Raw genomic sequence first — 19,342 nt, forward strand, 5'->3', positions numbered from 1 at the left:
CGGGGAGGGCCGGGGCCCGCTCTACAGCGTGAGCACGTAGAAGGTGTTGCAGCCGCCGTGGCCGGTGGCGCCCAGCGGTGCATCGATGCGCTGGAAGCCGGTGCGCTCGTACAGCTTCATCGCCCCGTCCATGCCGGTGAGCGTCTCGAGGTAGCAGCGCTCGAAGCCGAAGCCGCGCGCCGCGTCGAGGCATCGCGCCATCATCGCCGCGCCGGCACCGAGTCCGCGCGCGGCCGGCAGGAAGTACATCTTGCGCAGCTCGCACGTGCCTTCGTCGCCGCCGACCAGCGGCGCGACGCCGCCGCCGCCGATCACCTCGCCGTCGCGCTCGACGACGAAGTAGGCGCTGCGCGGCTCCGCGTAGGCGCGGCTCATCCAGTCGACCTCCGGGTCGGCGATCGCGAAACCGCAGCCGACCGCGCCGAACTCGGGCATCACCGTGCGGATGATCTCGGCCATGCGCGCATCGTCGCGCGCTTCGATCGGTCGGATGGACAGGCTGGCGTGCATCGGGTCGTCGGGCTCGTCCGGCTGGGCCGCCAGCTTACTGCGGCGCGACCAGGATCGGCGTGCCGTACTGCGCGCGCAGCTCCTGCGGCGACTGCCCGGCCGCGAACAGGAAGCCCTGGCCGATCGGCACGCCGAGCCGCAGCAGGAACGCGCGCTGGGCCTCGGACTCGACGCCTTCGGCGACCACGCACAGGCCCAGGCTGTTGGCGATGCCGGTGACCGCCTGGCAGACCGCAACGTCGGACTGGTTAGACGGCACGCCCTGCACGAACAGCTGGCTGAGCTTGAGCCCGTGGATCGGCAGCCGGCGCAGGTAGTTCAGGGCGCTGTAGCCCTCGCCGAAATCGTCGATGGTCAGGGTGACGCCGAGGTCGCGCAGCGCCTCGAACGTGCGCAGCGTCTCCGGCGCGTCCTCGATCAGCACGCGCTCGGTGAACTCCAGCTCCAGCGCGCTGCCGGGCAGCCCGGCTTCGGCCAGCGCGGCGCGGACCGACGTGGCGAGGTCCTCGCCGATGAACTGCCGGTACGACACGTTGACCGCGACGCGCTCGATCGGCAGGCCGCCGTCGCGCCAGCGGCGCAGCTGCCGGCACGACTCGCGCAGCACCCAGCCGCCGATGCCGACGATGTCGCCAGTGGTTTCGGCGTGGTCGATGAAGCGGTCCGGGCGCATCTCGCCGAGCGCGTGGTGGCGCCAGCGCAGCAGCGCCTCGGCGGCAATCAGGCTGCCCGATGCCAGGTCGACCTGCGGCTGGTAGACCAGGTGGAACTCGTCGTTGCTGACCGCGCGGCGCAGGTGGGTCTCCAGCTGCAGGCGCTGCAGCTGCTGCTCGGCCAGTTCGGAGGTGAACAGCTGCCAGCCGTTGCGGCCGCGGCGCTTGCTGTCGTACATCGCCACGTCGGCGCTCTGGATCAGCTGCTGCGAGCGGCGGCCATCGGTCGGTGCCTGGGCCACGCCGATGCTGGCGGTGATGGAGAACTCCTCGCCGTCCATGCGGAAGCTGTCGCCGAAAATGTCGAGGATCGCCTGCGCCAGCCGCTGCGGGCGGTTGCGGTCGTCGTGGGTGGAGCAGATCACCAGGAACTCGTCGCCGCCGAACCGCGCGATCAGGCCTTCGCTGGCGATCGCGCGCTGGATGCGGCGCGCGGCGGCCGCCAGCAGCCGGTCGCCAGCGGCGTGGCCGAGCACGTCGTTGACGATCTTGAAGCGGTCCAGGTCGATGTACAGCACGGCCAGCGACAACTGCACCGGGTCGTCGAGCCGGTTGTCCAGTTCGCGCAGCACCGCGTCGCGGTTCAACAGCCCGGTCAGCGGGTCCGTGCGCGCCTGCACGCGCAGGTAGTCCTCGGACAGCTTGCGGGTGGTGACGTCCTGCAGGGTGCCGGTCAGCCGCGAGGCGACCGCGTCGCCGACCTCGGGCTCGCCGATCACGCGCACCCAGAACGACTTGCCGTGCGCCTGCTGGCCCTGCAGCTCGAGGTCGATGCCGCGGCCGGCGGTCGTCGCCAGTTCAATGGCGTCGCGCAGCTTGCGGCGGTCGGGCTCGCGCAGCGCGGCGAGCAGGCCTTCGATGGTCGTCGGCGCCGTCGCCTGGCCGAGGATGCGCTGGGCCTCGCGGGTCAGGTACAGCTCGTTGCGCGCGATGTCCCACTCCCAGCCGCCGATGTGCGCCAGCGCCTGCGCGCGGTCGAACAGCGCGCTGTCGCGCTTGAGCGCGGTCACGTCGGAGAACAGCGACAGCACCTGGTGCACGCGGTCGGTGCCGGCGAGGAACTGAGGCACCGCGGTCACCGACACCCACATCAGCTGCCGTCGCTGGCGGTGGTAGTAGCCGAGCACCGTGCTCGCGACGAGCTTGCCGGTGCGCAGCGCGCGCATGGCCGGCAGCTGGTCCTCGGGCAGCTCGTGGCCGTCCTCGTCGACGATCAGCCAGTGGTCGGGGTGCAGCATGTGGTCGACCCGCTGGCCGGGCTCGACGCCGAACAGCCGCATCGCCGCGGCGTTGGCCTGGACGATGCGGCCGGTGCCATCGCGGACCAGGATGCCCTTGTCGATCGTCTCCATCAGCTCGCGGTAGCGCAGCTCGGCGTCCTGCCGGCCGCTGAGGTCGCGCGCGACCGCGACGATGCGCTTGGCCCCGTCCTCGACGAAGCCAGCCGAGTGCACTTCAACCGGAAAACGGGTGCCGTCGGCGCGCATGTTGGTGACGTGCACGACAAAGGTCTCGTCGCGCTCGAGCGCCTCCCACACCGGCGCCATGTGCTCGTCGGGCAGCTCCGGATTGAGCACGTGGATCGGCTGGCCGACGATCTCCTCGCGCGGCCGCTGGTAGGCCGCGATGCCGGCGCGGTTGAGGTCGAGCACGGTGCCGTCCCACGCGATGATGCTGACCGGGTCGGGCACCGCGTCGAACAATGCGTGGTAGCGGTTGCGTTCGACGTCGGCCGCGGTGGCCGCGTCGCGCAGCGCGTCGCGCGCTTGCTGCAGCACGTCGCGCAGCGCCGCCGGCGTGCCGGGATCGGCGAGCGCGCGCTCGAGATCGGCCAGCACCATCGATACGTCGCCCGGGCCGTCCGTCGACGGCGTGGCGGGACGTTCCGACGGCGCCGGAGCGTTCACGCGGTGGCCAACGCCCTGCCGACCTTGCTGCCGGACTCGCGGCCGAGCAGCGCCGCCAGCCAGCGCCCGGTGTCGGCTAGCGCCGGCAGGTCGACGCCGGTGTGCAGGCCGAGCCCGTGCAGCATGTAGACGACGTCCTCGGTCGCGACGTTGCCGCTGGCGCCCTTCGCGTACGGACAGCCGCCGGTGCCCGACACCGCCGCGTCGACCACCGCGACGCCTTCCTCGAGGCAGGCGAGCACGTTCGCCAGGGCTTGGCCGTAGGTGTCGTGGAAATGCACGGCCAGGTGCTCGACCGGCACCTCCGACGCGACTGCCTTCAGCATCGCGCGCGCCTTGCCCGGCGTGCCGACGCCGATCGTGTCGCCGAGCGACACCTCGTAGCAGCCCATCTCGCGCAGCGCGCTCGCGACGCGCACGACGTCGGCCAGCGGCACGTCGCGCTGGTACGGGCAGCCGAGCACGGTCGAGACGTAGCCGCGCACGCGCACGCCGTCGGCCGCGGCGCGCGCCATCACCGGCGCGAAGCGCGCCAGCGACTCGTCGATCGAGGCGTTGATGTTCCGGCGGTTGAACGCTTCGGACGCGGCGGTGAACACCGCGATCTCCTCGACGCCGACCGCGCGCGCGCGCTCGTAGCCCTGTTCGTTCGGCACCAGCACCGGGTAATGCACGCCGGGCCGGCGGGCGATGCCCGCGTACACGTCGGCCGCGTCGGCGAGCTGCGGCACCCACTTGGGGCTGACGAAGCTGGTCGCCTCGATGCTGGTCAGCCCGGTGGCCGACAGCCGGTCGATCAGCGCGATCTTGTCGGCGGTCGCGATCGTCGCCGTCTCATTCTGCAGCCCGTCGCGCGGGCCGACCTCGACGATGCGGACGGTTGGCTTCATGGCTCCAGGGTCACCAGCACGGCGTCGGCGTCGACGAAGTCGCCCGCGACCGCGCGCACCTGCGCGACCGTTCCGGCGCGCGGCGCCTTCAGGCTGAGCTCCATCTTCATCGCCTCGATCACCAGCAGCTCCTGGCCCATCGCCACCGCATCTCCCGCGGCCGCCTTGACCACCACCACGCGGCCCGGCATCGGTGCCTGCACGCGGTCCCCGCCGCCCGCTCCGGCGACGCTCTCGTGACGATACATCGCGACGGGTTCCAGCCGAAGTCGACGCTCGCCGTCGTGGGCGGTCAGCTGCCCGCCCTCGTCGCGCACGCGTTCGTCCACGATCCGGAACCGACGTCCCCTGCCGTCGATACGCAGGCTCAGCGCCTGATCGGCCAGCCGGGCGCCGTCGATCGCGTGGGTCGCGCCTGCGTGCTCGATGCGGTAGTCGCCGCCGCTGCCGTGCGCGTGCAGCTCCAGCCGCTCGCCCCGGTGCACGAACGCCAGGCTGCGGCGGCCGCCGTGGCCGAGACGCCACCCATCGGCGATGGCCCACGGGGAATGGGGGTCGTTCGACCCGGCCGCCTGGGCGTTCGCCTCGCGCTCCTGCGCGATCAGGCGTGCGACGGTCGCGGCCAGCAGCAGGTCCGGATCGGTCTGCGCCGCGGGCATGAACTCGTCGAGGTGGCGGTCGAGGTAGCCGGTGTCGATCGTCGCGTCGACGACGACGCGGTGGCGGACCAGCCGCTCGAGGAATTCGATGTTCGACTTGGGCCCGACGATCTCGCACTGGGCCAGCGCATCGCGCAGGCGGGCGAGGGCTCGCGGCCGGTCGGCGTCGTGGACGATCAGCTTGGCGATCATCGGGTCGTAGAAGATCGTGACGGTGTCGCCCTCGACCACGCCTGCATCGATGCGCACGTGCGCGTCCGGCGCCGGCAGGCGCAGGCGGTCCAGCCGGCCGGACCCGGGCAGGAAGCCGGCGTCCGGATCCTCGGCGTAGAGGCGCACCTCGATGGCGTGACCGTTCTGCGCGATCGCGTCCTGCGCCAGCGGCAGCGGTTCGCCAGCGGCGACGCGCAGCTGCCACTCGACCAGGTCCAGCCCGGTCACGCATTCGGTCACCGGATGCTCGACCTGCAGCCGGGTGTTGATCTCCATGAAGTAGAAGCCGCCGTCCTGGCCGACGATGAACTCCACCGTGCCGGCATTGACGTAGTCGATGGCGCGCGCGGCCAGCACCGCGGCTGCGCCCATCGCCTCGCGCAGGTCGGCCGTCAGGAACGGCGACGGCGACTCCTCCAGCACCTTCTGGTAGCGGCGCTGCGCCGAGCACTCGCGTTCGTTGAGGTGGATCGCGTTGCCGTGGCTGTCGCCGAACACCTGGATCTCGATGTGGCGGGGGCGCTCGACGTAGCGCTCCAGCAGCACGCGGTCGCGCCCGAACGCGCCGGCGGCCTCGCGCTGGCAGCTCTCGAGGTTCGGCAGGAACTCGGCCGACTCGCGGACGATGCGCATGCCCTTGCCGCCGCCGCCGTGCGCGGCCTTGATCATCAGCGGGTAGCCGATCGCATCGGCCTCGCGCTGCAGCACGTCCGGCGACTGGTCCTCGCCGGTGTAGCCGGGCACCACCGGCACGCCGGCGGCGTGCATCAGCTCCTTGGCGCCGGCCTTGCTGCCCATCCGCCGCATCGACGCGGCCTTCGGGCCGATGAAGACGATCCCGGCGGCCTCGACCGCCTCGGCGAAGTCGGCGTTCTCGCTGAGGAAGCCGTAGCCCGGGTGGATCGCCTGCGCGCCGCACGCGCGCGCGACCGCGATGATCGCGTTGCCGCGCAGGTAGGACTCCTGCGGCCGGGCCCCGCCGATGGGGAACGCCTCGTCGGCCAGCCGCACGTGCTGGGCGTCGGCGTCCGCATCGGAGTACACCGCGACGGTGCGGATGCCGAGCCGGCGCGCGGTGCGGATCACGCGGCAGGCAATCTCGCCGCGGTTGGCGATCAGGATCTTGTCGAACATCAGCGGGTGGCCCAGCGCGGCGTGCGCTTGTCGAGGAAGGCGGAGAGCCCTTCCTGGCCCTCCGGCGAAACGCGCAGCGCGGCGATCAGTTCGGCGTTGGCAGTGTCGATGCCGTCGCGATCTCCGGCCGCGCCGACCCGGCGCACCAGCGCTTTTGCCGAGGCGGCGGCGATCGGGCCGGCTTTCAGCAGCAGGTCGAGCTGGCGCTGTACGGCGGCGTCGAGCGCATCGGCCTCGACGACTTCGTGCAGCAGGCCGAGTCGCTGCGCGGTGGCCGCGTCGAAGGTTTCGGCGGTGGCGAACCAGCGGCGCGCCTGGCGCGTGCCGATCGCGGCGATCACGTACGGCGATATCACCGCCGGCAGCAGGCCGAGCCGGCTTTCGGTGAGGCCGAACTTCGCCGCCGGCGTGCCGATGGCGATGTCGCAGCACGCGACGAGGCCCACGCCGCCGCCAAACGCCGCGCCGTGCACGCGCGCGACGGTCGGCTTGGGCAGTTCGTCCAGCGTGCGCATCAGGCGGGCGAGGGCGAGGGCGTCGTCGCGATTGGCGTCCTGGCTGGCCCGGGCCATGCCGCGCATCCAGTGCAGGTCGGCGCCGGCCGAGAACGATGCGCCGTCTGCTTCGAGCACGACCGCGCGAACCGATGGGTCGTCGCCCAGCTGCTGCAGCGCGCCGGTCAGCGCCGTGATCAGGTACGGATCGAAGGCGTTGTGCAGTTCCGGACGGTTCATCCGCAGCCTCGCGACGGCACCGTCGCGCAGGCTCAACAGGGCTTGGGTCATCGGGCGCTCGACTGGGCCGCGATCGCGGCGTGCGGGCCATTCTAGCCGCTGCCGCCACGCCCCCGGACGCGTCGGGGCCGGTGCTACAATTGCGAACGATTCCTATTTGTCGCCTGGCGACACGGTACGGACTTGAAGCTTTCCGAACTGCCGCGACGCGTCGCCGCCATCGTCGACGCCGTCGAGGACCTGCATCCGAACGACGGCGTCGCCCGGCGCCTGCGCGAGCTCGGCTTCGTCGGCGGCGAGCGCGTCGAGATCGTGGCCGCGGGGCCGGTGTCGGCCGAGCCGCTGCTGGTGCAGGTCGGCTTTACCCGCTTTGCCCTGCGCCGCGTCGAAGCGGCGCGCGTGCGCGTGCGCGAAGAGTCCGCGCAGGGGCAGCCGGCATGAGCGCGGTCGCCGCGACCCGCGTCGCCTTGGTCGGCAGCCCGAACTGCGGCAAGACCGCGCTGTTCAACCTGTTGACCGGCAGCCGGCAGAAGGTCGCCAACTACGCCGGCGTGACCGTCGAGCGCAAGGAAGGACGCCTGCACGCGCCGTCCGGCCGCCAGTACGCGGTGCTCGACCTGCCGGGGGCGTACAGCCTGCATGCGGCCAGCCTCGACGAGGCGGTCACGCGCGACGTCTGCCGCGGCTTCTACCCGGGCGAACCGGGCCCGGACGTCATCGTCTGCGTGGTCGATGCGACCAACCTGCGCCTGCACCTGCGTTTCGCGCTGGAAGTGCGCGAGCTCGGCCAGCAGACCGGCAAGCCGGTGGTCCTGGCCGTCAACATGATGGACGCCGCGCGCCGGCGGGGGATCGACGTCGACCTGGCGGCGCTCGAGCGCGAGCTCGGCGTGCCGGTCGTGCCGACCGTGGCCGTGCAGCGCCACGGCGCGCGTGAGCTGGTCGCGCTGCTCGACGGCGTGGTGACGGCGCCGCACGCGCCGAAGGTGCAGCTCGCTGCCGACGCCGACCTGCACGCGGAGACCCGACGCCTGCTGTTGGTCGCCGTATCGATGCCGCGCCGCACCGCCGCCGTCGACGACACGCTCGACCGCTGGCTCCTGCACCCGGTGTTCGGCCTGCTCGCGCTGGGGGTGGTGATGTTCCTGATCTTCCAGGCCGTCTATGCCTGGGCCACGCCGCTGATGGACCTGATCGAGGCGGGCACCGCCGCGGTGGGCGGCGCCGTCGCCGCCGCGCTGCCGGAAGGTCCGCTGGCAAGCCTGCTCGTCGACGGCGTCATCGCCGGGCTCGGCGGCGTGATCGTGTTCCTGCCGCAGATCCTGATCCTGTTCGCCTTCATCCTCGCGCTCGAGGAATCCGGCTACCTGCCGCGCGCGGCGTTCCTGCTCGACCGCATGATGGCCTCGGCCGGGCTGTCGGGCCGCTCGTTCATCCCGCTGCTGTCGAGCTTCGCCTGCGCGATCCCCGGGATCATGGCGACACGCTCGATCCAGGATCCGCGCGACCGGCTGGCGACGATCCTCGTCGCGCCGCTGATGACGTGCTCGGCGCGATTGCCGGTGTACGCGATGCTGATCGGCGCCTTCATCCCGCAGCGCTCGGTGGCCGGCGTGCTGAACCTCCAGGGCCTGGTGCTGTTCGCGCTGTATGCCGGCGGCATCCTCAGCGCGCTGGCGGTGGCGTGGGTCATGAAGAAGTGGCGCCGGGACAAGGGCGAGCACCCGCTGTTGCTTGAGCTGCCTTCGTACCGCGTTCCGCACCCGCGCGACCTTCTGCTGGGCCTGTGGGAGCGCGCATGGATCTTCCTGCGCCGGGTCGGCGGGATCATCCTCGCGCTGACCGTGCTGCTGTGGTTCATGCTGAACATCCCGGCGGGCGTGGGGATCGAGGACAGCGTCGCGGGCCGCATCGGCCGCGCACTCGCGGTGGTGTTCGAGCCGCTCGGGTTCGACTGGCGCATCAGCATCGCGCTGATCCCGACCATGGCCGCGCGCGAGGTGATGGTCTCGTCGCTGGCAACGGTCTATGCGGTCGCGGCTGCGAACGACGAAGTCGCCGGCGACGTGCTGCGCGGCCTGATCGCGCAGGACTGGTCGCTGGCGACCGGCCTGTCGCTGCTGGTGTGGTTCATCTACGCGCCGCAGTGCATTTCGACGCTGGCGACGATCCGCCGCGAGACCCACTCGTGGAAGCAGGTCGCGATTGCCACCGGCTACCTGTTCGGGCTGGCCTACCTGGCATCGCTGCTGACGTACCAGGTCGCGGTTGCGCTGGGGGCGGGCTGACGTGGACGCCGCGCTGCTCGCCCAGTACCTGGTGATTGCGCTGGCCGTGTCGGCCAGCGCCGGCTACGTGGCGCGCCGGCAGTTCCCCGACGCCGTGCGCCGCCTCCGGGTCAGGTTGGCAGTCCCGCTGCTGCGCGCGCAGCAGCCGGGGTGGCTGCACCGCCTCGGAGTTCGGATTGCGCCCGCACCGCGCGCGGCGCAGGACGGCTGCGGCACGTGCGGCGGCTGCGGCCCCGCGCACTGACGCGAGGCGTCTCGGGATCGAAGTGGCCGGCGCGCCGCAGTGCGCGCGCCGCCGCTTGGACGCATGCACTCCGCCAGTCCCGGGCGGGCCCGGCTAGAAGCGGCCGCGCCCCTTGCCGGCGCGGTAGCCGCGCACTTCCACCGCCTCAACGGCCAGCGTGAACGTGCGCTCCTGCGTATCGGTCAGCGCGCCGACCCCGACGACGTGGCGCGCGATCTCATCGCCGCGTTCGTTGCGGATCGCCAGCACCATCGTGTATTCCCACGCGCCGTCGCCGGGCGGGCGACGGATCGTGCCTTCCACGTTGAGCGCCGAGAACTTCTCGGCCTTGCCCGCCGCGGTGTCCGGATCGAAGCGCAGGTGGTGCTTGCACGCCGGGCAGACGCTGGCGCTTTCGAGAATGGTGGCCTTGCAGTGCGGGCACGTCCGGGTGGCTCCGGGCGCGCCCTGGCGCACGGCGTTCATGCGCCGGCGCCGTTCTCCGTCTTGGCGCCTGGCTTCTTGCCGCCGTCCTTGTCTTCCCAGCCGAACTCGACCTGGCCTCGCATGCGCGCGCCGGAGGCGACCACGACGGACCCCGCCTTGACGTCGCCGACGATCACGCCGCTCTCGAGCAGTTCGACGCGCTGCGCGCTCTCGACGTTGCCCTCGAGTTCACCGGCGACGACGACCTTGCGCGCGCGCACGCCGCCGTTGACCTTGGCGCCCACTTCCACCGTCAGGTCGCCGTCGACGTGCACGTCGCCCTTGAACTTGCCGGCGATGCGGATGTGCCCGGCGCCCTGGATCTTGCCCTCGATCGTCAGGTCGGACGCGATCAGAGACTCCTTCGCCATCGGCTCGGCCGACGGGGCGGTGCGGGCGGCGGTCACCGGAGCGGGGGCCGCGCTCTGCGCGAACGAGAATTCGTTGGCCGGGTCGGGTTCGCGCTTGAGCGCGGACTCGGGTTGCGCCGGGCTGGGCGGCATCGGCGCGGGGTCTTTCTTGGGCGTGGCAGGCTGGTTGAAGATCGCCATGGTCGAAGCTTCCTCGTAGGGGGATGGACGGGATGCGAGTCCATCGAGGCTAGCACCGCAGTCAGCGGGCGTTGTGACTTCGACCACTGATCCGGACCGTGACCCGGCTGGCGTTCATCCCGCGATCACGTAGCTGTCTGCGCGGCGCGCAAGCGCCTCGGGACGCTTACATGCGGAAGACGCCGAACCGGGTGCGCTCGTCGATCGGCGCATTGAGGCTGGCCGAAAGACCCAGCCCGAGCACGCGACGCGTATCGGCCGGATCGATGATCCCGTCGTCCCACAGGCGCGCGGTGGCGTAGTAGGGATTGCCCTGCGTCTCGTACTGGTCGCGGATCGGCGCCTTGAAGGCTTCCTCCTCGTCGGACGTCCACACCTTTCCCGCGGCCTCGATGCCGTCGCGACGGACCGTCGCCAGCACGCTGGCGGCCTGCTCGCCGCCCATCACGCTGATGCGCGCGTTCGGCCACATCCACAGGAACCGCGCGCCGTACGCGCGCCCGCACATCGCGTAGTTGCCGGCGCCGAAACTGCCGCCGATGACGACGGTGAACTTCGGCACGTGCGAGCACGCCACCGCGGTGACCATCTTCGCCCCGTCCTTGGCGATGCCGGCCTGCTCGTACTTTTTGCCGACCATGAAGCCGGTGATGTTCTGCAGGAACACCAGCGGAATGCCGCGCTGGTTGCACAGCTCGATGAAGTGCGCGCCCTTGAGCGCGCTCTCGGCGAAGAGGATGCCGTTGTTGGCGACGATGCCGACCGGGTAGCCGTGCACGTGGGCGAAGCCGGTCACCAGCGTCTTTCCGTAGCGCGCCTTGAACTCCTGGAACTCGCTTGCGTCGACCACCCGCGCGATCACTTCGCGGATGTCGAACGGCCGGCGCGTGTCCTTCGGCACGATGCCGTAGAGCTCGTCGGCGGCGTACAGCGGCTCGCGGGCGGGGCGCACCGACACCGGCAGGACCTTGGTGCGGTTGAGGCTGGCGACGATGTCGCGCGCGATCTGCAGCGCGTGGCGATCGTCCTCGGCGAAGTGGTCTGCCACGCCGGAGATGCTGGTGTGCACGTCGGCGCCGCCGAGCGTCTCGGCATCGACCACTTCGCCGGTCGCCGCCTTCACCAGCGGCGGGCCGCCGAGGAAGATCGTGCCCTGTTCCTTGACTATGACGCTCTCGTCGCACATCGCCGGTACATACGCGCCGCCGGCGGTGCACGAGCCCATTACGACCGCGATCTGCGGGATGTTCTCCGCGCTGAGGCGCGCCTGGTTGTAGAAGATCCGGCCGAAGTGCTCCCTGTCGGGAAACACCTCGTCCTGCAGCGGCAGGAACGCGCCGCCGGAGTCGACCAGGTACACGCACGGCAGGCAGTTCTCGCGGGCGATCTCCTGCGCGCGCAGGTGCTTCTTGACCGTCATGGGGAAGTACGTGCCGCCCTTGACGGTGGCGTCGTTCGCCACGACGACGACTTCCTGCCCCATCACGCGGCCGATTCCGCAGACCATGCCGGCCGCGGGCGCCGCGTCGTCGTACATGCCCTCGGCCGCCAGCGGCGCGATCTCGAGGAACGGCGAGCCCGGGTCGAGCAGGGCGGTGATGCGGTCGCGGGCGAGCAGCTTGCCGCGCTCGGTGTGCCGCGTGCGGGCCTTCTCGCCGCCGCCGCCGGCGGCGCGCGTCAGCCGGGCGTCGAGTTCGTCGACCAGCGCGCGGTGGTACGCGACGTTGTCCTGGAACTCGGTCGAACGCGGGTCGAGCTTGGACAGGATCGCGGGCATTGCGTCATCGGCGGCGGGGACGGCCCGGCATCAAAGCACATGCGCTGGGTCGAGGCCAGACGACCGCGCGTTGCCGGATGGCGGAGGCGCGCGCCGAGAAAAAGAAAGGCCCGCTTGCGCGGGCCTTCCGGATCCATATGACGCTGGAGGATCAGTCCTTCTTCTCGGCGTCGGCTTCGGCCTCGGCCTCGGCCGATTCCTGCTTCATCGAGTCGGCCACGTCCTGGGCGGCGTTGCCGACGGACTCGGCGGCGCTCGCCTTGCCTTCCTCGTACGCCGACTGCACCGGATCAGCGGCGGCGTCGACGGTCGCGGCAGCAGCGCCAGCGGCGGCGGCAGCAGCGGCGCCAGCAGCTTCGGCACCGGCGACAGCGGCTTCGCCGGCGGCGTCAGCGGCCTGGGCGGCTTCGGCACCGGCGACTTCGGCGTTGGCCTCGGCCTCGGCAGCCTTCTGGTCGGCAGTCGGCGAGTTGCAGGCGGTCAGCGCGAAGGCAGCGGCGGCGGCGAGCACATAGAGCTTGGTGTTCATGGGGTATCTCCGAAGGGCGTGGCGGGGATGACACTGTGGGAGCAGCGAAGCCGGCGTGAAATTCCCTCCGGCCACACGGCTCGGATTATCCGACAACACATATGACGAAGCCGTCGGAGGTCCGACGGCTTCGCCAGGTAACGCACCAGCTAGAGCGGAATTACTTCTGCTCGGTCGAAGCAGCGGCCTCTTCAGCCGAGTCCTTGGCCTGCTCGGCGGCGTCGGCAGCGTTCTCGGCGGCGTCAGCAGCGTCGTCAGCGGCGGTCGCGGTGCCCGAAGCGGCAGCGGCGTCAGCCGAGGTGGCGGCGGCGTCGGCAGCGGCAGCAGCCGTGTCGGCAGCAGCCTGGGCAGCGTCGGCCGAAGCGGCGTCGCCGCCGGCAGCAGCGGCGTCGGCAGCAGCCTGGGCCTCGGTCGCCTCGGTGGCGGCCTCAGCGGCCGAATCCTCGGCCTGCTGCTGGTTCGAGCAGGCGGCCAGGGCGAAGCCCAGGGCCAGGGCGATCAGCGCCTTATTCATGGTCATGATGCGGTTTCCTCGTCGTTTAGTTAGGCAACGCGCTAGTGCGCGCCAATAACATGATGACAAGCCGGTGACGCGTGTCAAGCGGCTTGTCCGGTATTTTTATCCCTACACGTTTTTAACCTTTCAGCCAATCTCGACTGCAATCGCAGTCGCCTCGCCGCCTCCGATGCACAGCGAGGCCACGCCGCGCTTGCTCCCACGTGAACGCAGGGCGTTCAGCAGCGTCACCACGAGGCGGGCGCCGCTCGTTCCGATCGGGTGGCCCAGCGCGCAGGCGCCGCCGTTGACGTTGATCTTCTCGTGCGGAATGCCGAGGTCCTTCATCGGCGCCATCGCGACGCACGCGAACGCCTCGTTGATCTCGAACAGGTCCACGTCGGCCACCGACCACCCGGCCTTGTCGAGCACGTTCTGGATCGCCTTGACCGGCGCGGTGGTGAACCACTCCGGCGCCTGCGCGTGCCCGGCGTGCGCGACGATGCGCGCCAGCGGCGTGAGCCCGCGTCGGGCCGCTTCGTCGGCGCTCATCAGCACGGTCGCGGCGGCCCCGTCGGAGATCTTCGACGACGAAGCCGCGGTGAGCACGCCGTCCTTGCCGAAGGCCGGCCGCAGCGTCGGAATCTTCGAGGCGTCGATCTTGCCCGGTTCCTCGTCGGTGTCGACGACCACGTCGCCCCTGCGGCCCTTGACGGTCACCGGGACGATCTCGTCCTTGAACGCTCCGCCGGTGACCGCGGCCTGCGCGCGCCGCACGCTCTCGGCCGAGAACGCGTCGAGCGCTTCGCGGTCGAGGCCGTAGCTGGCACAGGTGGCGTCGCCGAACACGCCCATGGCCTTGCCGTCGTACGGGTTGGTCAGGCCGTCCCACGCCATGTGGTCGAGCATCTCGGCGCTGCCATAGCGGATGCCCGTGCGCGAATTGTTGAGCACGTGCGGGGCGTTGGTCATCGACTCCATGCCGCCGGCGACGACGACGGCGGCCGAGCCGGACTTGATCAGGTCGTGGCCGAACATGATCGCCTTCATGCCCGAGCCGCAGACCTTGTTGATCGTGGTGCAGCCGGCCGAGGTCGGCAGCCCGGCGGCCAGCGCCGCCTGGCGCGCCGGCGCCTGGCCGAGGCCGGCCGGCAGCACGCAGCCCATGATCACCTCGTCGACCTGATCGGCGGCCACGCCGGCATGCTCGAGCGCGCCGGTGATCGCGGCGGCGCCCAGCGTCGGGGTGGGCACGCCGGTGAACTGGCCGAGGAAGGAACCGATGGCGGTGCGCTTGGCACCGACGATGACGACGTCGCTCATGGGGTGCTCCGTGGGGCGGGCCGACCGCGGGGTCGGAATTTCCCGATTATGCGACTGCATGCTGCGCCGCCGCAAACCGGCCCGCGGCTGTCCCCATGGGCTGCGTGGGCCTGTGTCGGCCTGTCCCGCCGCCGCTGGGTACCGACGCTCGGTCCACGAGTAAAAAAGCCGCCGGGCGGCCCGGCAGCTCGGTGGACACAATTCGTGCGGGCCTCAGCTCTTTCCGTCGAACAGCTCGCGGCCGATCAGCATGCGGCGGATCTCGTTGGTGCCCGCGCCGATGGCATACAGCTTGGCGTCGCGCAGCAGGCGCCCGGTCGGGTACTCGTTGATGTAGCCGTTGCCGCCGAGAGACTGGATCGCTTCGAGCGTGACCTGGACCGCCGCGTCGGAGGCGTGCAGCAGGCACGCGGCGGCGTCGATGCGGCTGCGGTGGCCGGCGTCGTAGTCGCGACCGACCTGGTAGGCGAACGCGCGCGCCGACTGCAGCGCGGTGTACATGTCGGCGACCTTGGCCTGCATGATCCCGAACGTGCCGATCGCGGCATCGAACTGCTTGCGCTCGCGCACGTACGGCAGGGTGATGTCCATCGCCGCCTGCATCAGGCCGAGCGGACCGCCGCTGAGCACCAGGCGCTCGGTGTTGAGGCCGCTCATCAGCACCTTGACGCCGTGGTGGACTTCGCCGAGCACGTTCCCGGCCGGAATCTCGCAGTCGGCGAACACGAGCTCGCAGGTGTTGGAGCCGCGCATGCCGAGCTTGTCGAGCTTCTGCGCGGTGCTGAACCCCTTCATGCCCTTCTCGACGATGAAGGCGGTCATGCACTTGCTGCCCGCCTCCTTGCCGGCGGTGCGCATGTAGACGACCAGCACGTCGGCCTCGGGGCCGTTGGTGATCCACATCTTGTTGCCGTTGGCGACCCAGACGTCGCCGCGCAGTTCGGCGCGGCACGACATCGAGCCGACCACGTCCGAGCCGGCACCCGGTTCGCTCATGGCCAGCGCGCCCTTCCACTCGCCGCTGCACAGCTTCGGGAGGTACTTCGCGCGCTGCGCCTCGTTGCCATTGGCGTAGAGGTTGGACACGCACAGGTTCGAGTGCGCGCCGTAAGACAGGCCGACCGAGCCGGATGCGCGCGAGATCTCTTCCATCGCCACGAGGTGGGCGAGGTAGCCCATGTCGCTGCCGCCGTACTCTCCCGGCACCGTCAGGCCGAGCAGCCCCATCTCGCCGAGCTTCGGCCACAGGTCCTGCGGGAACGCGTTGTCGTGGTCGATCTGCGCCGCGCGCGGGGCGATTTCGGCATCGGCGAACCGGCGCACGGCCTCGCGCAGCGCATCGATTTCTTCACCGAGGGGAAAAGGGCGCATGCAGGTTCCTGTAGTGGCAGGGACGGGCGGCGACGCCGCCGTCGTGAGTCGAAAATTCTAGCGCGTCGCCCCACCCGGGGCCGGACACGAAAAACGCCCGCTGATACGGGCGTTCTTCAAGCCAGGATGCGCCGTGCACACCTCTGCGCCGCGGATCGTGCCTCCAGCCCCCCTTGAGTCAAGGGGGGCGCCGCGACAGCGGCGGGGGATGTGGAGGCCGTGACTCGGGGCCCAAGGTTTTGCGGAGCACAACCTTGGGGATTCATCAGTCGCAGGACTGATGAATCAGTGCCCGCCGCGAATCCGCCCCTGGAAGCGCGGCTGCGCACGGCCCAGCGGCAGCTTCAGCTTGCCGATCGCGCTGATGCGCTCCTCGGCGAGGCGGTCGGCGGCCTTGTAGGTCGGGATCGCGTCGCGCTCGGCGATCTCGAAGATGCGCGCGAGGTTGTGGTAGATCGTCCGCATCATGCGCATCGCGCGCTCGCGGTTGTAGCCGTCGAGCTCGAGCGCCACGTTCATGACGCCGCCGGCGTTCACCGCGTAATCGGGTGCGTACAGGATGCCGCGACGCGTGACCTCGTCGCCGATGGCGTTGTTGGCCAGCTGGTTGTTGGCCGCGCCGCAGATGACCTTGGCCTTCAGGCGGGGCAGGGTCTGCTCGTTGACGGTGCCGCCCAGCGCGCACGGCGAGTAGACGTCGGCCGGCACGTCGTAGATCTCGTCCAGGCCCACGGCCTCGGCGCCGAACTCGTTGACCGCCCGGTCGACCAGGCCCTTGTTGATGTCGGTGACGAACATCTTCGCGCCGCGCTCCTTGAGCAGCTTCACGAACTCCATGCCGACATGGCCGAGGCCCTGCACGGCGTAGGAGTACTTGCCGACTTCCTCGTCGCCGAAGCGCTTGTTGAGCGTCGCCATCAGGCCCTGCAGCGTGCCGTAGGCGGTGAACGGCGACGGGTCGCCCGAACCGCCGTGGACCTGGTGCACGCCGGTGACGTACTCGGTCTCGCGGTACACGTATTCCATGTCGTTGACGTCGATGCCGACGTCCTCGGCGGTGATGTAGCGCCCGCCGAGCGATTCGACGAACTGGCCGAACGCGCGGAACAGCGCCTCGGACTTGTCGACCGCCGGGTCGCCGATGATCACGGCCTTGCCGCCGCCGATGTTCAGGCCGGCCACCGCGTTCTTGTAGGTCATGCCGCGCGACAGCCGGAGGACGTCGTTCAGCGCGTCGGCCTCGGTCTTGTACGGCCACATGCGCGTACCGCCGAGCGCCGGACCGAGCACCGTGTTGTGGATCGCGATGATGGCCTTCAGGCCCGCGTCCTTGTTGTGGCAAAACACGACCTGCTCGTGGCCGAAGGTGTCCAGGGTTTCGAAAATCATCGGGTGCTCCGCGTCGGCGTAACGGAATGCGCTTTGCGCGTTACGCTGGCTTTGATTGACAAGTCATTGAATCCGAACGGATTTGCGTCTGCGGGGCGCGATGGGCGGCCGGCGCAGGGGCGGTAGTCTAAAGCAACTGGCCGATACGGCACGGTATGCAGTCCGGCCCATTCCCCCGGAGTTGCGCGTGCATCCGCGTCGGAACGCGCCCCGTAAAAGTGGGCGTTGGATCGCAGTTTTACCCGGACGCCTGACGCGTCTGCCTGCCGATCCGCGCCGACAGGGGACCCGATGACTCGTTCGAACCGCACCGCGCCGCCGCGCGTGGCCCTGGCGCTGGCCGCCTGCGCCGTGTTCGCCGGCCTCGCGCCGGCCCATGCCGCGCAGCGCCTCAGCGGCCGCGTCGACCTCGTCGCCGGGCCCCGCCAGACCGTCGTGCCCGGCGAGGTCGGCGAGGGCGTCGTCTATTTCCTGCCTCAGGCCGCCGCCGGCGCCCGCGCGCGCCCCGGTCGCTACTCGATCGACACCCACTCGAAAGGCTTCGCGCCGTCGACGCTGGTGGTGCCGGCCGACAGCACGGTGGCATTCCCGAACCGCGACCAGATCCTGCACAACGTCTACTCGAAGTCGCCCGGCGCCACCTTCGACCTGGGGACCTACGGCCCCGGCGAGGTCCGCGAGGCGCGCCTGCCGCGCGCCGGCCTCGTGCAGGTCAACTGCAACGTCCACCAGGGCATGCGCGCGACGGTGCTGGTGCTCGACACGCCGTACTACACCCGCCCGATGGCCGACGGCCGCTTCGACCTCGCCGGCGTGCCCGATGGCCCAGGCACGCTGGTGTTCTGGCACCCGCGCGCGCGCGCCGAGTCCCGGCCCGTCACCGCCCGCCCGGGCGACTACGCGATCCAGCTGCGCGCGCTGCGGCCGCGTGCCGGTGCGCCGGCGGGGGCGCGGCCGTGATCGCGATCGCCGCGGGACAGCGCCGGCTGTGGCTGGCGATCGCGCTGCTGGCGCTCGCGCTCGCTGCAATCATCGGCTGGCAGTACCGGCTCACGTTCGACGCTAGCGTCGCCCGCCAGCGCGAGGCCGGCCTGGCCGCGCAGCGGCTGGTCGAGCAGCAGCACCGCGACACCCTGAAGCTGCGCGCGCAGACCATCGCCGGCAGCCAGGCGTTCGTTGGCTACGTCGCGCAGGCGCTCGGCGGCGCGCTGCCGGGCGTGCCGGTCGACACCACGTCGATCCTCGACCTGCTCGAGGAACGGCGCGACCAGCTCGGCCTCGGCGACGCCGCGGTGCTGGACGGGCAGGGCGTCGGCATCGTGTCCACGCGTGCGTTCGCGGCCGGCCGCGACCTGTCGGTCGATCCGCTGGTGCTGCGCGCGATCGAGCAGCAGGCCTTCGTCGCCGGCCTCTGGCGCGACGACAGCCGGCTGCTGCACGTCGGCATCCTGCCGCTGTCTGAGGACGGCTCCAGTGAGGGCTACCTCGTCGTGGCGCTGCCGGTCGACGGCGCCCTTGCGCGCGAGATCGCAGGTGTCAGCGGCCTCGGCGTGGCCACCGTCGGCCTGCTGGCGGACGGCGCGCGCGTGTTCGGTTCCTCGCTGCCGGCGGCACCGGAGCGCGAACTTTCGATTGCGCTGCGCGCGGCCGGCGTCGAGGCCGATCGCGTCGACGTCTCCGGCACTGCGTTCGAAGTGGCGGCGACGCCGCTGCTCGGCGCGCCCGATGCGCGCTGGCTGATGCTCGCGTCGGTCGACGCCGCGCGGCGCGCGGCCCTGCCGCAGCTGCTGCCGACGGTACTGGTCGCATTCGCGCTGTGGGCGCTGTGCGTGGTGCTCGCGCTGCGCTGGCGCTCGCAGGTCGTCGCACCGGCGCAGGCGCTGCTGGCGCTGTTCGACCGTGCGTCCGGCGGCGACATGCACCTGCACGCCGTGCCGCACGGCGCGGCGCCGCTGGCGACGCTGGCCGCCGCCTTCAACGTGATGTTGCAGGGGCTGCGCCGGCCGATGCCGGGCGACGCGGTGCGCGCGGAGAACGCGAATCAACCGCCGACGTGGCGCGCGTGGGACCCGCCCGCCAATTGAAGGCTGCAATCGGAGCAGCGGAATCGATCACTGCAGAGGCAACGCGCGCGTGCCTCTGCGCACGC

18 protein-coding genes are annotated in these 19,342 nt (G+C 71.1%); 5 read left to right on the plus strand and 13 right to left on the minus strand.

The genetic code is table 11. The features are described from left to right. Positions 1-21: 21 nt before the first annotated feature. The 5 genes from D3A60_RS06435 to D3A60_RS06455 form a co-directional block, all read right to left on the minus strand. Positions 22-510, minus strand: coding sequence for a GNAT family N-acetyltransferase (locus D3A60_RS06435; RefSeq protein WP_119717897.1), 489 nt, complete (start codon positions 508-510; stop codon positions 22-24). Between the two features lie 34 nt (positions 511-544). Next, positions 545-3,064, minus strand: a complete 2,520-nt coding sequence (locus D3A60_RS06440) for a sensor domain-containing protein (RefSeq protein ID WP_119717898.1) — start codon at positions 3,062-3,064, stop codon at positions 545-547. A gap of 62 nt (positions 3,065-3,126) precedes the next feature. Next, the gene (locus D3A60_RS06445; protein WP_119717899.1) at positions 3,127-4,020 is read right to left on the minus strand and encodes a hydroxymethylglutaryl-CoA lyase; all 894 of its coding nucleotides are present in this window, start codon (positions 4,018-4,020) and stop codon (positions 3,127-3,129) included. After that, on the minus strand, positions 4,017-6,026 hold the full coding sequence (locus tag D3A60_RS06450; protein ID WP_119717900.1) for an acetyl/propionyl/methylcrotonyl-CoA carboxylase subunit alpha: 2,010 nt from the start codon (positions 6,024-6,026) through the stop codon (positions 4,017-4,019). The genes D3A60_RS06445 and D3A60_RS06450 overlap by 4 nt, the downstream gene beginning before the upstream one ends. Continuing rightward, positions 6,026-6,811 carry an enoyl-CoA hydratase-related protein gene (locus D3A60_RS06455; RefSeq protein WP_119717901.1) on the minus strand — a complete coding sequence of 262 codons (786 nt, stop codon included), beginning with the start codon at positions 6,809-6,811 and terminating at the stop codon, positions 6,026-6,028. Before D3A60_RS06455 ends, D3A60_RS06450 begins: the two co-directional genes overlap by 1 nt. A 132-nt stretch (positions 6,812-6,943) precedes the next feature. Between D3A60_RS06455 and D3A60_RS06460 the strand changes: the two genes are divergently transcribed. The 3 genes from D3A60_RS06460 to D3A60_RS06470 are packed head-to-tail and all read left to right on the plus strand — an operon-like array spanning position 6,944 to position 9,292. Then, positions 6,944-7,201: a FeoA family protein gene (locus D3A60_RS06460; RefSeq protein WP_119717902.1), complete on the plus strand. Its 258-nt coding sequence runs from the start codon at positions 6,944-6,946 to the stop codon at positions 7,199-7,201. Further along, positions 7,198-9,048, plus strand: a complete 1,851-nt coding sequence (gene feoB, locus D3A60_RS06465) for a ferrous iron transporter B (RefSeq protein ID WP_119717903.1) — start codon at positions 7,198-7,200, stop codon at positions 9,046-9,048. The genes D3A60_RS06460 and feoB overlap by 4 nt, the downstream gene beginning before the upstream one ends. A gap of 1 nt (position 9,049) precedes the next feature. Further along, entirely contained in the window at positions 9,050-9,292 is a 243-nt protein-coding gene (locus D3A60_RS06470; protein ID WP_119717904.1) for a DUF6587 family protein, read from the plus strand. Between the two features lie 93 nt (positions 9,293-9,385). Here D3A60_RS06470 and D3A60_RS06475 read toward each other — a convergent pair whose 3' ends face one another. From D3A60_RS06475 to D3A60_RS06510, 8 genes are all read right to left on the minus strand, one after another. Further along, positions 9,386-9,757 (minus strand): hypothetical protein, encoded by a 372-nt coding sequence (locus D3A60_RS06475; RefSeq protein ID WP_119717905.1) that lies wholly within the window; start codon positions 9,755-9,757, stop codon positions 9,386-9,388. Then, on the minus strand, positions 9,754-10,308 hold the full coding sequence (locus D3A60_RS06480; RefSeq protein WP_119717906.1) for a bactofilin family protein: 555 nt from the start codon (positions 10,306-10,308) through the stop codon (positions 9,754-9,756). The genes D3A60_RS06475 and D3A60_RS06480 overlap by 4 nt, the downstream gene beginning before the upstream one ends. A gap of 166 nt (positions 10,309-10,474) precedes the next feature. Then, the gene (locus D3A60_RS06485; RefSeq protein WP_119717907.1) at positions 10,475-12,085 is read right to left on the minus strand and encodes a carboxyl transferase domain-containing protein; all 1,611 of its coding nucleotides are present in this window, start codon (positions 12,083-12,085) and stop codon (positions 10,475-10,477) included. A 151-nt stretch (positions 12,086-12,236) separates the two neighbouring features. Then, positions 12,237-12,614, minus strand: coding sequence for a hypothetical protein (locus tag D3A60_RS06490; protein ID WP_119717908.1), 378 nt, complete (start codon positions 12,612-12,614; stop codon positions 12,237-12,239). A 160-nt stretch (positions 12,615-12,774) separates the two neighbouring features. Beyond that, positions 12,775-13,128: a hypothetical protein gene (locus tag D3A60_RS06495; RefSeq protein WP_231120426.1), complete on the minus strand. Its 354-nt coding sequence runs from the start codon at positions 13,126-13,128 to the stop codon at positions 12,775-12,777. A 129-nt stretch (positions 13,129-13,257) separates the two neighbouring features. Further along, a complete protein-coding gene (locus tag D3A60_RS06500; protein WP_119717910.1) occupies positions 13,258-14,433 on the minus strand; it encodes a thiolase family protein in 1,176 nt (391 codons plus the stop codon). 213 nt (positions 14,434-14,646) lie between these two features. Then, positions 14,647-15,804 (minus strand): isovaleryl-CoA dehydrogenase, encoded by a 1,158-nt coding sequence (locus D3A60_RS06505; protein ID WP_119717911.1) that lies wholly within the window; start codon positions 15,802-15,804, stop codon positions 14,647-14,649. Positions 15,805-16,089: 285 nt separating this feature from the next. After that, positions 16,090-17,193, minus strand: coding sequence for a Glu/Leu/Phe/Val dehydrogenase dimerization domain-containing protein (locus D3A60_RS06510; RefSeq protein ID WP_119717912.1), 1,104 nt, complete (start codon positions 17,191-17,193; stop codon positions 16,090-16,092). Positions 17,194-17,484: 291 nt separating this feature from the next. Between D3A60_RS06510 and D3A60_RS06515 the strand changes: the two genes are divergently transcribed. After that, positions 17,485-18,153 (plus strand): cupredoxin domain-containing protein, encoded by a 669-nt coding sequence (locus tag D3A60_RS06515; protein WP_119717913.1) that lies wholly within the window; start codon positions 17,485-17,487, stop codon positions 18,151-18,153. Beyond that, positions 18,150-19,277 carry a hypothetical protein gene (locus D3A60_RS06520; RefSeq protein ID WP_119717914.1) on the plus strand — a complete coding sequence of 376 codons (1,128 nt, stop codon included), beginning with the start codon at positions 18,150-18,152 and terminating at the stop codon, positions 19,275-19,277. Before D3A60_RS06515 ends, D3A60_RS06520 begins: the two co-directional genes overlap by 4 nt. Positions 19,278-19,342: the final 65 nt, after the last annotated feature.

The sequence above is a fragment of the Cognatilysobacter tabacisoli genome (assembly GCF_003586305.1).
In the GTDB taxonomy this organism is placed as follows: domain Bacteria; phylum Pseudomonadota; class Gammaproteobacteria; order Xanthomonadales; family Xanthomonadaceae; genus Cognatilysobacter_A; species Cognatilysobacter_A tabacisoli.